This window comes from Pontibacter kalidii (assembly GCF_026278245.1).
Lineage (GTDB): Bacteria > Bacteroidota > Bacteroidia > Cytophagales > Hymenobacteraceae > Pontibacter > Pontibacter kalidii.
Genome location: NZ_CP111079.1, coordinates 1,005,588 through 1,019,997 on the forward strand (window position 1 = coordinate 1,005,588; position 14,410 = coordinate 1,019,997).

A 14,410-nucleotide genomic window follows, 5' to 3' on the forward strand; every position below is an offset into this window, starting at 1 on the left:
AGAATAGTAGCCAGATCAAAATCGGGCTGTATGCTGCCGTTGTGGTGTTCCTGGCTTATACGATGATCTTCGGCTTCCGAAAGTCTTTTACAGTGGCCACTTTCGATGGACTTGAAGTTGCCGGCTATAGCTATAAAACACTACTGGTCGTCAGCCAGGTGCTGGGATACCTGTTGGCCAAGTTCTATGGCATTAAGTATATTTCCGAGCTTAAACGAACGGGCAGGGGGAAGGTGATTCTCCTTCTGACAGGAATTTCCTGGTTAAGCTGGCTGTTTTTTGCTCTGGTGCCGCCTCCTTACAACATCGCTTTTCTGTTCATCAATGGTTTCCCGCTCGGTATGCTTTGGGGAGTCGTTTTCTCGTATGTGGAGGGCAGGAGAAGTACCGACTTCATTGGGGCAACCTTAGCGGTGAGCTTCATCTTCGCCTCCGGGTTTGTTAAATCCGTTGGTGCCTGGCTGATGGTGCAGTTTGGCGTATCCGAATTTTGGGTACCGTTTTATACCGGTTTGGTCTTCGCCCTGCCGTTATTGCTGTTTGTTTTCCTGATGGAGAAAATTCCGCCACCTAGTGAAGAAGACATTCAGCTGAGAGCAGAGCGTGCTCCCATGACCGAAGGAGACCGTAAGCGCTTTGTGAAGGAATTTTTTGCCGGTATAGCAGCCTGCGTGCTGATCTATTGCTTTGCGACCATCTTCCGGGATATTCGCGATAACTTTGGCGCCGAAATGTGGAAAGAGCTGGGGTATTTTAGCCAGCCGTCCATATTCTCAAAAACAGAAATCCCCATCACCCTGATTATACTTGTTTTGATCGGCAGCATGGTGCTCATCAAGAACAATTATAAAGCTTTGCAAACGGCACATGTTTTTATTCTGATCGGATTTACCATCGCCGGGGCTTCAACCTTGCTCTTTACCACGAAATCAATAGAGCCATTCTGGTGGATGATGCTGGTCGGGCTGGGTTTGTACATGGTATACATCCCGTTTAATGCTGTATTCTTCGACCGGTTGATTTCCACCTTTAAGTATACCGGAAACGTAGGTTTTTTAATTTATCTAGCTGATTCATTCGGGTATGTGGGCAGCGTGGGGGTACTGTTCAGCAAAGAGATCTTCAGGGTACAATTAAACTGGGTAACGTTCTTTTCAAACAGTGTGATAGGCCTTTCAGCGATCGGCATTTTACTCACTGTTTTTTCTATGGTTTATTTCGGAAGGAAGTATGAAAAGCTCAGGACCAGAGGAGTAAGCGTTCCTAAAACAATGCAAGTATAAGCTTTCCGGTTTCCCTTTCTTGTCCATCCACAAAAGTCACTACTGAAGTACCGCAGCTACTTATTCAGGAACCGGTAGAAAATAAGGCCGCCCACTGCGTAAAGCACCGCATCTATCCAGTCGCCGGTATAGCGGGGCATGAACTTCGGAAAGAAAACTTCAAAGGCCAGCGAGAAGTACAGCACCGTAAAAACTACGTGGTACCAGGAAAGGCGCACCTGAGGCCCGTAAAAGAACCGCAGCACAAATAGGGTGGTGGTGAGAACCAGCGGCAGGCAAAGCAAATCATCCAGGTAATGCTGCACCAGCCAGTTTCGGGGCAAGGCCAGCCAGCGCCATCCCCAATGCCCCAGGTAAACCGCTGCCAGCACCCAGAACAGCGGACTGAGGGTATTCCAACTCAGCCGGCGAGCAAGGCGATGAGCCACAGGAAAAGAGAGATAAGGGATGCAAACGCAATCTGAAAACCCAGCCCGATCCTCTTGTAGAACCTGGTAAACCAGGGATCATCAGGGTTAATCTCGATGAACTTCACAGAGAAGCGCTGTTCCTCCTCTAGCTTGCGTTCCTCCCGCGCTTGCTGACGGGCAACAGTGACAGGGTCAAGTATGCTATGGCAGTGTTCGCAGCGATCCGTAGCATTTTGGGTCCAGCGGGACCATTTACCGCATTGGGGGCATTTTTTGCTGGCGTTCATAGGTATTTCAGGTATAGCTCACTTCTTCAGCGATTCGCTGAGGTGGTAAACGGGTGGCAAAGTATTGTTAAGCCTGACTGTAAAAAATCAGTTGTCTCGCTCGACAGGTCAATGCAAAGGTAACAACTTTTTCGTAGTTTAGCTCCAAAGAGCTAACATGAAGGAGAAGATCATCAGCAAGGCAGTCGGAGTCTTTAACAGGAAAGGTATCAGCAAGGCCACCCTCCGGGATATTGCCCGGGAGTTAACCATCAGCGACGGGCATCTGCGGTACTACTTTAAGACCAAGGAAGAACTGGTGCTATCCATTTTTTCAGAAATGGAAAAAGAAATAACCTCTCATGCCACCCCGACCGTCGCTTACCTTGAAGATGCGCAGGCTTTGGTGGTTCCCCTGACCAACATTTACAGGGTCATGTACCGGTATATCTTCTTCTTCACAGAATCAACGGCTATACTGGAGACATTCCCCAAAGTATACTTCGCCTACGAGCAATTATTCCAAAGCAGGAGGGAGATGTTCTTAGCCATTTTTGAGCAGTATAAAAGAGAAGGCGTATTTGAGGGCAAAGTGGAAGCTCACCTGTTTCCGCTGCTATTCGAGCAGGTGTTCATTATCTCAGATAGTTGGGTAAGGTATGCCCGGCTGCCGCACAACCGACACCTCAGCCAGGAAAAGCAGATACAGCACTATGTGGCAGTGACAGTATCGTTGCTCCTGCCATACTTCAATGCCCGGTTAAAAAACGGGGTCATGGCCTGGCTTAAGCAGGTTGAATAAGTTTGTAACAGGAATAGTGCAAAATATTTATACTTTAAGGTAGCAGTTCTTTTCTGTGGGGGAGTTCATTAACACCCTCCGGACCGCTCCTCCCATGCGTTCAACCAGGTTATTTCTGTCAAAACCTGGCTTGCCTGGTTAGCCGTGTTAGGGAGGATGCACCGGGGGGACACCAGCAGAAGCAGGAGGAGGCATCCAAAGTATGGGATCCTTTAAAGTTCCCTGATTATTCCTCTGATTCCCGCCTGGTGCACAAACTCTTATGTGCAAAGCTGTTAGCAGGCTATGCTGCCTCATGGCCGAACACCTTCGGATGTATCTGCTTCCTGCCTAGCCGCCCAACAGAGAGTATGGTTGTCTGTTCGACAGCCCTCTTTTCTGATACCTCCCTGTGCTCGCCACCTCGGCAGGCCCTTCAGTTGCTGGAAGCCAATCAATCTCCAGAAACAGCACTGCCTAAAATACAGTAACGGGATGTGTTTCAGTGCCAACCATGATTGAAAGGTTGAATAGAGACGGAAGTACAGCAACAGGGAAGCTGGAATAAAAGTCAAAAAATATCTAACTTCAGTGCTATTAATATCGTAAAAACTCAGCGTGAAGTAGTTATATCTAGTTTAGCGTGTGGGTGGCAGTGCTAGCACCTGCTTCTGGCCGAACAGCCTTTAAGCCCCTCTTTTAAGTTTAGACTCAAAAGGAAACCACCTTGGACAGGGTTCACTCGACTGGCCGGAGAGATTTGCCTCTTCGGGAAAGCCTTAGCCCTGGAAGCACTTGAATGAATCTCCTCTTACAGGAGGCATCCTGCATAACACATTATGTTACGATAGGCTGTGGTTGGATTTTGTATACTATATGAAGTGTTGATGGTATGTGCGGCAAGCTAAAAAGTACCCTCCTGCTCAGTTTGACTCTCGATATTAGCCTGCTCAGCATACTTCCTGTTTGCGCGCAAAACAACCCTGAACATGACAAAGGACCGGAAGTGAACCGCCATAACAGGGAAGGTCACTATGAAATCTAACACGCTCACTTCTGATGTAGGAACAAGCCTTCTTAACTGGATAAGGGGGAAGTGCCTATCAATTTCAAACGTTTCTGTAATCATTCATTCTTACCACCAGTTTTATGCACTTAAATCCAATAGAATACGAAAAACTAATGCTTCATCTTGCAGGGGAGGTTGCTGCAAAAAGGCTTAAAAGAGGTGTGAAGCTCAACTACCCCGAGTCCGTTGCCTACATCTGTGGCATTTTGATGGAGGAAGCCCGTGACGGGAAGAAAACTGTGGCAGAGCTTATGGACTATGGTGCAAAGCTCTTGAATAAGAACCAGGTAATGGAAGGTGTGCCTGATATCATACGCTTTGTACAGGTAGAGGTCACCTTTCCGGACGGCATGAAACTCATCACGGTTGACAATCCTATCCGCTAGTCCACGCCAAGAACAACTAAAAAATTATATATGAGACCAGGTGAATATATACTAAAGAAAGGGGATATAAAGGCAAATGAGAATCGTAAAATAGTACGAGTAAACGTAGCCAACACCGGAGACCGACCTGTTCAGGTAGGCTCACATTACCATTTTTTTGAGGCTAACAGGTCGCTTGAGTTTGACCGGGCGGCTGCTTTGGGCATGCGCCTGAACATTCCGGCAGGCACTGCTGTGCGTTTTGAGCCGGGCGAGAAGAAAGCAGTGTTCCTTGTAGAGTATGGAGGTAACAAAGTAATCCGTGGTTTTAATAATCTGACGGAAGGAGATGTATCGAAGCAGGAAGTGAGGAATAAAGCCTTGGAAAGGGCAAAGGAACAAGGATTTATGAGCGCAGGCAGATCTTCTAAATCTCCTAGGAAAAAAAAATAATCAAGAGAATCATTTAATCAGGAAACCATGGGAAATTGGAACAGACGCGAATGGATAAAAGTGGTAGGCCTGTCCACAGCCGGGCTTTCACTGCTGGGCTTCGATGCATTGGGAAGAGACTCATCTTCCGTAAAATACATTGACGGTGAACTCTACATTCCTAGAGATCGCTATGCTGCTCTCTTCGGGCCTACCACGGGGGATAAGGTGCGTCTGGCTGATACAGAGCTCTTCATCGAAATTGAGAAGGATTTTACGGTATACGGCGAGGAAAACAAGTTCGGGGGCGGTAAAACCATCCGCGACGGCATGGCCCAGTCCACCTCGGCCACACAGGACGAAGTGCTGGACCTGGTTTTGACCAACGCCATCATACTTGACCACTGGGGCATCGTGAAGGCAGATATCGGCATCAAGAACGGCAAGATCGTCGGTATCGGCAAGGCCGGTAACCCGGACACGCAGCCGGGGGTCACCAAGGGCATGATCATAGGTGCCGCCACGGAGGTGCAGGCCTGTGCCGGCATCATAGTTACAGCAGGCGCCATCGACACCCACATCCACTTTATTGCCCCACAGCAGATAGATGTAGCGCTCTATAGTGGCGTTACGACCATGATCGGTGGCGGCACAGGCCCAACTGACGGTACGATGGCTACTACCGTAACGCCGGGCAAGTGGTGGGTAGAGCGGATGCTGGAGGCCTCAGAGTCAATTCCTTTGAATTTAGGCTTCACGGGTAAAGGCAACACCTCTTCTTTCAAAGCGGCTGCCGAGCCCATTGAGGCCGGCGCGCTAGGCCTGAAACTCCACGAAGACTGGGGTTCCACGCCATCGGCCATCGACATAGCCCTGCAGGTGGCAGACAAGTATGACGTGCAGGTAACACTTCACGCAGACACGCTGAACGAGGCGGGCTTCCTGGAGAATACGGTGAAGGCCATCAATGGCCGGACTATCCACTCTTACCACACGGAGGGCGCCGGTGGCGGCCACGCGCCGGACATCATCGAGATCGCCATGTACCCAAACGTGCTGCCGGCCTCCACTAACCCGACCAAGCCTTATACCATCAACACGGTAGATGAGCATTTGGACATGCTCATGGCGGTTCACCACCTCGACAAGAGCATCCCCGAGGACGTGGCCTTTGCCGAGTCTCGCATCCGTTCTTCAACCATCGCGGCCGAGGATATCCTGCAGGACATGGGCGTGCTCAGTATCATGTCGTCCGACAGCCAGGCCATGGGCCGAGTTGCTGAAACAGTACTGCGAACCTGGCAGACGGCGCATAAGATGAAGCTGCAACGCGGGCCGCTACAGGAGGATAAAGGTAAAGACAACGATAACTACCGCGCGAAACGCTATGTGGCCAAGTACACCATCAACCCAGCGATAACCCATGGAATAAGCCAGTATGTGGGCTCTATAGAAGTAGGCAAGTACGCAGACCTGGTGCTGTGGGAAACGGGCCTGTTTGGTGTGAAGCCGGAGGTGATCTTTAAGAATGGGATGATTGTGGGCTCCCGGTTAGGTGATCCGAACGGAGCCATTTCCCTGCCACAGCCAATCATGTACCGCTCTATGTTCGGTTACCGTGGGAAGGCAATCAGCCAGTGCAGCTTCAACTTCGTTTCCGGCATCTCGCTTGAGAATGGCAACATCAATCGCCTGGGCCTTGCTAAAGGTGCTTTGCCAGTAAAAGGTTGTCGTAAAGTAACGAAGAAAGACATGATCCATAATAATGTAACGCCGAAACTGGAGGTGGATCCGGAGACATTTGAGGTAAGAGCTGATGGCCAGGTGTTGACCTGCGAGCCCCTGAAGGTTGTGCCCATGGCGCAGCGCTACTTCCTATTCTAATATTTCAAAACGTGCCACCGGCCAGGCTATACCTATGCCGGTAGCACGCTATAATAAATGCTTTTAGTAGAGAAGACAAGGGGTAACTTGGCAGATGCCTCCATAGGTGACCTGCTGATTGATTTCTTGGATCTTGATTGGTTTGACACGGGCAAAACCACTTTGCGGAAGAGAACCCGGGCAGGCCAGGAGGTAGGCATCCGCAAAGACACGACTCCGCTGGAGGACGGCGACATCCTGTACCTGGACGAGGAGCAGGCGATTGTGGTCAACATCCTGCCCTGCGAGTGCATTGTGTTCAAGCCAGGCAATTTTAAAGATATGGGTACAGTATGCTTTGAGATAGGCAACAAGCACATCCCCATCTTCATCAATGAGGAGGCAGAGGTGCTGGTGGAGTTTGAGCAGCCGCTGTACCGGTTGCTGGAGCGCTCCGGGTATGAGCCGCGGCGGGAGGTAAGAAAGCTGTTAAAAACACATGCGCTGCGCGTGCGCAAGCATGAAAGCAGCTACAACAGAAAAATCACCATCAAATAAGGTACGCTTATGCAGCCATTGTTAACCCTGCTCCAAATCAATGATTCCATGTTCCCGATCGGGAGCTTCACCCATTCCTATGGGCTGGAGTCTTACGTGAGCCAAGGCATTGTGAAAGATACGGCTTCGGCTACCGTGTATGCGGAAAACATGCTGCGCCATAATATCTACTACAACGATGCCGCTTTTCTGCAGATGGCCTGGAGGCTGCTGGAAGCCAGGAAGCCGGCGCGGGAGTTCCAGAAGCTGGATGAGTTGATCACCGCGCTCAAGGCTCCGTCTGAGATCCGGACGGCCAGCAAGAAACTGGCCATCCGTTTTCTGAAACTGACCCAGACGTTGCACCCGGTCAAGCGCTGCAGTAACTACCTGTCCAAAGTTCAGGAGGGCAAGCTGCACGGGCATTATGCGGTGGCCTTTGCCATGTATGCGCACGCCCACGGCATCACGATGCAGGACGCCTTGCTTGCCTTCTATTATAACATGCTCAACGGCATCGTGACCAACTGCGCCAAGCTGGTACCCATCAGCCAGAACGACGCGCAGAAAATTCTGTTCGATTTGCAGCCCATCATCAAGCAATTGGTGGAGGAGCAGGAGGATCTGGACGAGTCGCTGGTGGGGCTGTGTTGTATCGGCCAGGAGATCCGCTGCATGCAGCACGAGAAGCAATACTCAAGACTGTACATTTCCTAAAGACATAATTTAAACAGACACTTTATGCCAAAAAAACATGTACGCATAGGGGTGGCAGGGCCGGTAGGCTCTGGTAAGACGGCTTTGATAGAAAGGCTGACCCGAAAGATGGGAGAGGAGTACAGCATCTGCGTGGTGACCAACGACATTTATACCCGGGAGGATGCTGATTTCCTGATCAAGAACTCCAGCTTGCCCGCTGACCGCATCATTGGGGTGGAGACGGGCGGCTGCCCGCACACCGCGATCCGGGAAGATGCTTCGATGAACATTGAGGCGGTGGAAGAGTTGGTGGAGCGCCACCCGGACACCGAGATCGTATTTGTGGAGAGCGGCGGCGACAATATATCAGCTACTTTCAGCCCGGATTTGGCTGACGTAACCATCTTCGTGATCGATGTGGCCGAGGGCGACAAGATGCCCCGCAAGGGCGGCCCGGGCATCACGCGCTCCGATCTGCTGATCATCAACAAAACAGACCTGGCTCCTTACGTGAACGCAGACCTGGCCATGATGGAGCGGGATTCGAAGAAGATGCGGGGCGAGCGTCCGTTCATCTTCACCAACCTGATGAAGCTGGAGGGCCTCGAGGAGGTGATCCAGTGGATTAAGACCTATGCTTTGCTAGAAAAAGAGGAGGAACATGCTTAAAAGTACCATCAATATTAGCGCAGAGAGGGAAGGAAAGCTGACGCTGCTGAAAGAAAGCAGCTATAATGTACCCTATAAGGTAATCCATTATGGTTCCCGGCATCTGCACGAGCACTTAGAGCTTATCCTGATGAGTTCCTCTCCGGGTATTATGGATGGCGATGAGGTTGATATCCGGGTGAATGTGCATGAGGGCGCACATCTGAAGCTCTTCACACAGTCGTTCAACAAGCTGCACCCGATGGAGAAAGGCGCCGTGCAAAGAACACATGTGCAGGTAAAGCAGAATGGCGTCTTCAGGTTTATCCCTCTCCCGATCATCCCTTTTGCAAAGTCTGACTTCAAGACTAGCAATGAAATCCATTTGGATGAAAGCGCCACGCTGATCTGGGGGGACATCCTTGCCTCGGGGCGGGTGCATTCGGGGGAGTCGTTTGAGTTCACGCGCCTGCACGTTGTCACCAAAGTATACTGCAACAAAAAGCTCGTGCTGCTGGATAACCAGTTGCTGGAGCCGGCCAGGCAGCCCATGAGTTCCATCGTTTTCTATGAGGGCTATACCCACCAGGCCACCTTGATCTATGTGTCTCCCTTTGCCGAGGAACTGAAGGCTGAACTGGACGAGATCCTGGTTGAGAAGTATGAGCAGATTGACTTCGGCTTTACGCAATGTGCGCCAAATGCCGTCATGCTGCGCGCTATGGGATACGAAGGCGCCATGCTACATGACTGGCTAAGCGCCATGGGGCAGTTGTGCTGGCAGTTTACGAAGTATAAGCAAGGGGTGGAACAAAGCGAGCCTGAGGAAGAGCAAGTTACTTTGCCACGTGTGGTGGAAGCAGAACCTGTTGCTACTAAACAGACGAAGCGCAGCGGTACAAGACGCATAAAAAAAGTAGTAACAGCAAATGGTGCAACCAGAAAGACCATTGCTGCTGCTGAGGTACCAGCTGAAGAAACACTTCCTGAAGCCGCAGCGGTGATAGAGAAATAAGGAGAAGCCGGAGCAAGAGAAGCCATGCACGAAATTTCGATCGTACGGACCGTCTTTGAAACGCTACAGGAAACGTACCCGGACAAGTTCGAGCGGATCACGAAAGTGCAGATAGAGGCGGGGCTGCTCAGCAACATCCAGCCCATCCTGATACAAAACGCCTTTGAAGCCCTGATCATGGAGGAGCCGGCGCTGGCCGATATCGAGCTGGAGGTGCTTCTACTGCCCATCATCGCCCACTGCGAGGCCTGCGATAAAGACTTTGAGGTGGTGCGCCACAAGTTCGTGTGCGCCTGCGGCACTCCCTCCAAGAACATTATACAGGGGGAGGAGCTGCAGATCAGCCAGGTTGAATTCTTAGAGAAGTAACTACAAGACATAACCTATAAACGATATGAGTACACCATCCACGCCGAAGAGTAACCGAATGCCCGTAGGTTCCGTGCAGTGCGACAATACCACGCTGAACCTGCTGAAGGCAAATGACTTTGTGGCCAAGGCCATCCGCGAGAAACTGTCGGACGTGCTGGTGATCAACGTATGCTCCTCGCCGGGAAGCGGCAAGACCACCCTGATGCAGGAGACAGGCAAGCGCCTGAGCGACAAATTGAACCTGGCCGTGCTGGTGGGTGACCCGGAAACGGACCGCGACGCGGTACGCATGAAAGAAGTGGGCATCAACGCCCTGCAGATCGTGACCGGGGGCATGTGCCACATCGAGGCGCAGATGATCCTGCAGGCCCTCGACCACATTGATTTGACGGGCGTGGACCTGCTCTTCATCGAGAACGTGGGGAACCTGGTGTGTCCCGCTGCCTTCGACCTGGGTGAGGACATCCGGGTGACGGTGCTGGCCGCCACCGAGGGCGACGACAAGCCCAAGAAGTACCCGCGCATGTTCCTCACGAGCGAGCTGATGGTTATCTCCAAAGCAGACTTGCTGCCCTACGTGCCTTTTTCAGTGGAGGCCGTTACGAAGGATGCCCGGGAAGTGAACCCCACTATTGAGGTAATGACCATCAGTAGCCTGAAAGGGGATGGTATTGACCAATGGTGTGACTGGCTGTTGACAAAAGTAGCAGAAAAGAAAGCCAAGCTGGCCACGACCTGAGACGGCATGGCTACTAACTCATCGCTGCTGACAGAGCCCCTTGTTGTAACGCAGGCGCTTGCTAAAGATCAGGATTTGAGTGGCCGAACGATTGACTTTTTTGAGATAGAGTGGTACGAGGCCTCCAAGTCGCGGATGAAAAAGAAGACGCAGAAAGGCGTAGAGGTGCTGGTCGAAAAGTCGCACAGAAGCGCCCTAGAAGACGGGGACTTGCTATACTTGTCGGATGAGCGCGCAATCCTACTGAAGATAAAGCCCTGCGATTGCGTGGTGCTGCGGCCCCAAAGCCTGCAGGAAATAGGTACCATCTGTTTCGAGATCGGCAACAAGCACGTGCCCATTTTTTTGACCGACGAGAACGAGGTATGTGTCGCCTACGACGCCCTGCTGTACCAGCTGTTGCTGAGCGGACGTTTCAAGGTGGAAATAGAGGAGCGGGTGCTGCACCCCTCCCAGATGATCAAGGCCTATGGCAACAAGCGTCTGAAGTAAAGGGCAGTGGCGCTGTATCACCACGGTCCCTTTTATTAAGGTGATGTCAGGTATACTTTAGAAGATTGAAAAGCAGGCTGTCCCTTTTGTTTCGGCAGGAGCAGTCTGCCTTTTAACATTTAACCCGAGTTTCGATAAGTACATAAACTGAAAAGCTTTTACCCATCCCTAACCCCTCCCAAGAGGGGAACTTTGAGCAAAACACGTGATTCCCCTCCTGTGAGGGGCAGGGGTGGGTGAAGCGCAACTTGAGTTATTTTATATTTTGAACTTAAACGATAGCTCCGTACGATGGTCTCAAGAGGAAGCACACAGTTATTTTGCGAAAGGCGCATATCGCTTTTGAACGGAAAAATGGCCTCCCATTTGGCTGTAGTTCTAAGTGCCTGCCTGCTCCTCCTGAGTGCGTGCAATAGCGGAAACGGTGAAAGTATGGTAGCGGATGGCGCTATCGTGGTAACGGATATTCGGGGGAAGGAGGTGCGGCTGAGTGAACCGGCCGATCGGGTGATTGTGCTGTATCAAGGCGCCCTGGATGGCATGTACATGCTGCATGCGGAGCATACCGTGGTAGGCATTCAAAATAACATTTACACAAACCCTGTGTCCTTCAAGTATTTCAGCAAACTGGACCCGCGCATCGCCAGAAAAGAGCTTCCGGCTCCGGGCAACTGGGAAACCTCCACCAACATTGAAAGCATACTGGCGCTCAAACCGGATCTGGTGATCATCGCCTCCGGGCAGACGGATGCCATTCGCTTGCTTGAAGATTTAGGAATTCAGGTATTTGCGGTGTCGCCCCAGAATAACGCGCAATTGTTTGAGGAAATAGAAAGCATCGGCAAGCTGACCGGCACCTCGGAGCGGGCAAAGGAATTGCTGGCCTATACCCGTGCAAAGCTGGACGAGATCCGGGAGGCAACAAAGCACATAGAGCACAAGAAGTCGGTGTACTATGCCTGGTCGGGGGGGCGAATATACGCCACTTCGGGGCAGAACAGCCGCATGAACGAGTGCTTTGAACTGGCAGGGGTACGAAACGCCTGCACCTTTGCCATAGACCAGCCCAATATCAACCCGGAAACCCTGATTTCGTGGGACCCTGACCTGATTCTGCTTTGGAGCACAAACCCGCAGGAGCTTTATAACAAAAAGGAATTGTCGGTGCTGAAAGCTGTCAAGAACAAAAATGTGCACGTGCTGGAGCCGCCATTTTTCTACGACCCGCATACCCTCAAAATTATGTATGCCGCTATAGAACTGCATAATGTCTGCTATGGCGAAAATGAGAACTTCGATCTGGTAGAGAACCGAAGGGAGATCATGACGAATCTGTATGGAGCCAAAGCTACTGCGCTACTCGAATGAGGAAAGCCCTGACCGCCTTTCTGATTTACGGCTTGCCCATCCCGCTGCTGCTGTATTCGCTGACGGTGGGCCCGTCGCAGGGGCTGGTACTGGCTGACTATTGGGATTGGGGCAAGGCTGCGCTGACCGGCGATATTGAGGAAGGCTCCCCCAGGTTATACATGCTCAACAACATCATCGAGAATGTGCGCCTTCCGAGGGTGATGCTCACCTTTATCATAGGGGCGGGGCTGGCCTCATCCGGAGGAGCCCTGCAGGGCATTTTCCGGAACCCGCTGGTTGACCCCTATGTGCTGGGCATTTCCTCGGGCTCGGCGTTCGGGGCCGCGCTGGCGATTGCTTTCCCGCTGTTTCACATCAACGTGATGGCTTTTGTGCTGGGCATCGTCTCTGTAATTATGACCTACTCCTTCGCCTTCAGTAACAGCAGGTCTTCTATTGTAGCGGTTATACTTTCGGGCATGATTGTGTCGGGTATCTTTACAGCCTCTCTAACGGTGGTGCAGTACATCAGCGACCCTTACAAACTGCAGGCCATTGTGCAATGGACCATGGGCAACCTGCACCACGCCTCCTGGGACAAACTCAACACGGCCGCCCTGCCGGTGGGGGTAGGGATCGTGGGCATGTACCTCATGCGCTGGCGCCTGAACCTGCTGGCCTTGGGAGAAGAGGAGGCAAAGGCCGTTGGCGTGAACCCCACAGCCGACAAGGCGGTATTAGTAAGCCTGGCTACCCTAACTACTTCCACATCGGTGGCGGCGGCTGGTGTCATTAGCATGTATGGCCTGTTTATACCGCACCTCACCCGCATGATGGTCGGACCGGATAACCGCAAGGCCATGCCCGCCAATATTCTCTTCGGTGGGTCATTCCTGGTCATCATCGACAATTTCTCCCGCTCTCTCATGGAGTTCGAGATCCCGATCGGCATCTTCACCATGCTGCTGGGGGCGCCTTTCTTTCTCTTTCTAATGAAGAAAAATAAAATCAACTGGGTATGACAGAAGCGGCGATAGAAGTAAACAACCTCAGCTTTGGATATGGGAACACGCCCATACTGGAGCAAGTACGGGTGGCCTTCCCGGCCAACAGCTTTTCGGTGCTGCTTGGCCGGAACGGTAGTGGCAAGTCTACGCTCTTCAACATCATGGCAGGCCTGCAGAAGTACCAGCAAGGCTCCGTGAAACTGATGGGGAAGGAGCGAAGCAAAATGTCTTTCTCGGACTGCGCCCGTGTGCTTGGTTTCCTGCCCCAGTTCCATAAGTCGGTGTTCCCGTTTAAGGTAAAAGACGTGGTCCTGACCGGGAGAGCCGCTTTCTCCGCCTTCAGCCCCAGAAAAAGTGACATGGATAAGGTAGGGCAGGCCATCGAGGAACTAGGCATCAGCCACCTAGCCGAGAGGCCCTATACGGAGCTGTCGGGCGGAGAGCAGCAGTTGGTTATGATCGCGCGGGTGTTGGTGCAGAACCCACGCATCATACTTCTGGACGAGCCCACCAACCACCTCGACATCTACTACCAGACCTACGTGCTGGAGAAACTCCAGAAACTGACGGAAAACAACCTGACGGTCATTGCCATCATGCACGACCCGAATATGGCTTTCCTGTATGCAGACCATTGCTATTTTATGAAAGATAGAACAGTGGTAACGCCGGGCGAGGCTTTTGACTACTCCACAGGGGCATTTCTGGAGTACGTGTATGATGTTCGCTTTACCATGGTGCAGGTGAATGACAAAATGATGGTGCTACCCGGTAGCTGTAGCCAATATTGAAAATGAAAAGAATACACCTGTTTGAGTTTAAAGACTTCCAATGGTTTTTAAATTGGATAAGAATATGTTTGCCCAAATGATGGTGGTGATATCCTTAATCAGTGTGTAACAAGTTCTCAGACACAAGCCCGATCCTCCTTTACACACTTCCCTGTACAATTTCCAACAACAAGAAGTATAATTGCTCAAGAAAGGCCTCCCGCAAACTGTTGCAATTCCACAGGCTTGTTGTAGTAAAGGCTGTAATCTCTAGACTTTTTGTAAAAATATGAGATTCGTATTGTGATTTAT

Annotated in this window: 17 protein-coding genes; 15 read left to right on the top strand and 2 right to left on the bottom strand. The window is 51.4% G+C overall.

Annotation, left to right across the window (positions count from 1 at the left end; translation table 11 throughout):
• Positions 1–62: 62 nt before the first annotated feature.
• Positions 63–1,283 (top strand): DUF5690 family protein, encoded by a 1,221-nt coding sequence (locus tag OH144_RS04195; RefSeq protein ID WP_266205042.1) that lies wholly within the window; start codon positions 63–65, stop codon positions 1,281–1,283.
• 56 nt (positions 1,284–1,339) lie between these two features.
• Here OH144_RS04195 and OH144_RS04200 read toward each other — a convergent pair whose 3' ends face one another.
• Together OH144_RS04200 and OH144_RS04205 are read right to left on the bottom strand one after the other, a co-directional pair.
• The gene (locus OH144_RS04200) at positions 1,340–1,711 is read right to left on the bottom strand and encodes a hypothetical protein (protein ID WP_266205043.1); all 372 of its coding nucleotides are present in this window, start codon (positions 1,709–1,711) and stop codon (positions 1,340–1,342) included.
• Entirely contained in the window at positions 1,684–1,980 is a 297-nt protein-coding gene (locus tag OH144_RS04205; RefSeq protein WP_266205044.1) for a hypothetical protein, read from the bottom strand. Before OH144_RS04205 ends, OH144_RS04200 begins: the two co-directional genes overlap by 28 nt.
• A gap of 157 nt (positions 1,981–2,137) precedes the next feature.
• Between OH144_RS04205 and OH144_RS04210 the strand changes: the two genes are divergently transcribed.
• From OH144_RS04210 to OH144_RS04275, 14 genes are all read left to right on the top strand, one after another.
• The gene (locus OH144_RS04210; RefSeq protein WP_266205045.1) at positions 2,138–2,761 is read left to right on the top strand and encodes a TetR/AcrR family transcriptional regulator; all 624 of its coding nucleotides are present in this window, start codon (positions 2,138–2,140) and stop codon (positions 2,759–2,761) included.
• A 1,128-nt stretch (positions 2,762–3,889) separates the two neighbouring features.
• Positions 3,890–4,195, top strand: a complete 306-nt coding sequence (ureA, locus tag OH144_RS04215; protein ID WP_266205046.1) for an urease subunit gamma — start codon at positions 3,890–3,892, stop codon at positions 4,193–4,195.
• Positions 4,196–4,225: 30 nt separating this feature from the next.
• Positions 4,226–4,627 carry an urease subunit beta gene (gene ureB / locus OH144_RS04220; RefSeq protein ID WP_266205047.1) on the top strand — a complete coding sequence of 134 codons (402 nt, stop codon included), beginning with the start codon at positions 4,226–4,228 and terminating at the stop codon, positions 4,625–4,627.
• A gap of 27 nt (positions 4,628–4,654) precedes the next feature.
• The gene (gene ureC / locus OH144_RS04225; protein ID WP_266205048.1) at positions 4,655–6,490 is read left to right on the top strand and encodes an urease subunit alpha; all 1,836 of its coding nucleotides are present in this window, start codon (positions 4,655–4,657) and stop codon (positions 6,488–6,490) included.
• 57 nt (positions 6,491–6,547) lie between these two features.
• A complete protein-coding gene (locus OH144_RS04230; protein ID WP_266205049.1) occupies positions 6,548–7,027 on the top strand; it encodes an urease accessory protein UreE in 480 nt (159 codons plus the stop codon).
• 9 nt (positions 7,028–7,036) lie between these two features.
• Positions 7,037–7,723, top strand: coding sequence for an urease accessory protein UreF (locus OH144_RS04235; RefSeq protein ID WP_266205050.1), 687 nt, complete (start codon positions 7,037–7,039; stop codon positions 7,721–7,723).
• Between the two features lie 24 nt (positions 7,724–7,747).
• Positions 7,748–8,374 (top strand): urease accessory protein UreG, encoded by a 627-nt coding sequence (ureG, locus tag OH144_RS04240; protein ID WP_266205051.1) that lies wholly within the window; start codon positions 7,748–7,750, stop codon positions 8,372–8,374.
• Complete coding sequence (locus OH144_RS04245; protein WP_266205052.1) at positions 8,367–9,368, top strand: urease accessory protein UreD; 1,002 nt, start codon at positions 8,367–8,369, stop codon at positions 9,366–9,368. Before ureG ends, OH144_RS04245 begins: the two co-directional genes overlap by 8 nt.
• A gap of 24 nt (positions 9,369–9,392) precedes the next feature.
• Complete coding sequence (locus OH144_RS04250; RefSeq protein WP_266205053.1) at positions 9,393–9,737, top strand: hydrogenase maturation nickel metallochaperone HypA/HybF; 345 nt, start codon at positions 9,393–9,395, stop codon at positions 9,735–9,737.
• Between the two features lie 25 nt (positions 9,738–9,762).
• On the top strand, positions 9,763–10,479 hold the full coding sequence (hypB, locus tag OH144_RS04255) for a hydrogenase nickel incorporation protein HypB (protein ID WP_266205054.1): 717 nt from the start codon (positions 9,763–9,765) through the stop codon (positions 10,477–10,479).
• Between the two features lie 6 nt (positions 10,480–10,485).
• Entirely contained in the window at positions 10,486–10,971 is a 486-nt protein-coding gene (locus OH144_RS04260) for an urease accessory protein UreE (protein WP_266205055.1), read from the top strand.
• A gap of 366 nt (positions 10,972–11,337) precedes the next feature.
• Positions 11,338–12,339, top strand: a complete 1,002-nt coding sequence (locus tag OH144_RS04265) for an ABC transporter substrate-binding protein (RefSeq protein ID WP_266205056.1) — start codon at positions 11,338–11,340, stop codon at positions 12,337–12,339.
• The gene (locus OH144_RS04270; RefSeq protein ID WP_266205057.1) at positions 12,336–13,343 is read left to right on the top strand and encodes a FecCD family ABC transporter permease; all 1,008 of its coding nucleotides are present in this window, start codon (positions 12,336–12,338) and stop codon (positions 13,341–13,343) included. The genes OH144_RS04265 and OH144_RS04270 overlap by 4 nt, the downstream gene beginning before the upstream one ends.
• The gene (locus OH144_RS04275; protein WP_266205058.1) at positions 13,340–14,119 is read left to right on the top strand and encodes an ABC transporter ATP-binding protein; all 780 of its coding nucleotides are present in this window, start codon (positions 13,340–13,342) and stop codon (positions 14,117–14,119) included. The genes OH144_RS04270 and OH144_RS04275 overlap by 4 nt, the downstream gene beginning before the upstream one ends.
• Positions 14,120–14,410: the final 291 nt, after the last annotated feature.

Bases quoted from the DNA above. Each gene is read 5' to 3' on its own strand.
- OH144_RS04275 (WP_266205058.1), top strand. From the start codon at position 13,340: ATGACAGAAGCGGCGATAGAAGTAAACAACCTCAGCTTTGGATATGGG.
- OH144_RS04260 (WP_266205055.1), top strand. From the start codon at position 10,486: ATGGCTACTAACTCATCGCTGCTGACAGAGCCCCTTGTTGTAACGCAG.
- OH144_RS04250 (WP_266205053.1), top strand. From the start codon at position 9,393: ATGCACGAAATTTCGATCGTACGGACCGTCTTTGAAACGCTACAGGAA.
- OH144_RS04235 (WP_266205050.1), top strand. From the start codon at position 7,037: ATGCAGCCATTGTTAACCCTGCTCCAAATCAATGATTCCATGTTCCCG.
- hypB (WP_266205054.1), top strand. From the start codon at position 9,763: ATGAGTACACCATCCACGCCGAAGAGTAACCGAATGCCCGTAGGTTCC.
- OH144_RS04245 (WP_266205052.1), top strand. From the start codon at position 8,367: ATGCTTAAAAGTACCATCAATATTAGCGCAGAGAGGGAAGGAAAGCTG.
- OH144_RS04230 (WP_266205049.1), top strand. From the start codon at position 6,548: ATGCTTTTAGTAGAGAAGACAAGGGGTAACTTGGCAGATGCCTCCATA.
- ureA (WP_266205046.1), top strand. From the start codon at position 3,890: ATGCACTTAAATCCAATAGAATACGAAAAACTAATGCTTCATCTTGCA.
- ureC (WP_266205048.1), top strand. From the start codon at position 4,655: ATGGGAAATTGGAACAGACGCGAATGGATAAAAGTGGTAGGCCTGTCC.
- OH144_RS04270 (WP_266205057.1), top strand. From the start codon at position 12,336: ATGAGGAAAGCCCTGACCGCCTTTCTGATTTACGGCTTGCCCATCCCG.
- ureB (WP_266205047.1), top strand. From the start codon at position 4,226: ATGAGACCAGGTGAATATATACTAAAGAAAGGGGATATAAAGGCAAAT.
- ureG (WP_266205051.1), top strand. From the start codon at position 7,748: ATGCCAAAAAAACATGTACGCATAGGGGTGGCAGGGCCGGTAGGCTCT.
- OH144_RS04195 (WP_266205042.1), top strand. From the start codon at position 63: ATGATCTTCGGCTTCCGAAAGTCTTTTACAGTGGCCACTTTCGATGGA.
- OH144_RS04210 (WP_266205045.1), top strand. From the start codon at position 2,138: ATGAAGGAGAAGATCATCAGCAAGGCAGTCGGAGTCTTTAACAGGAAA.
- OH144_RS04205 (WP_266205044.1), bottom strand. From the start codon at position 1,980: ATGAACGCCAGCAAAAAATGCCCCCAATGCGGTAAATGGTCCCGCTGG.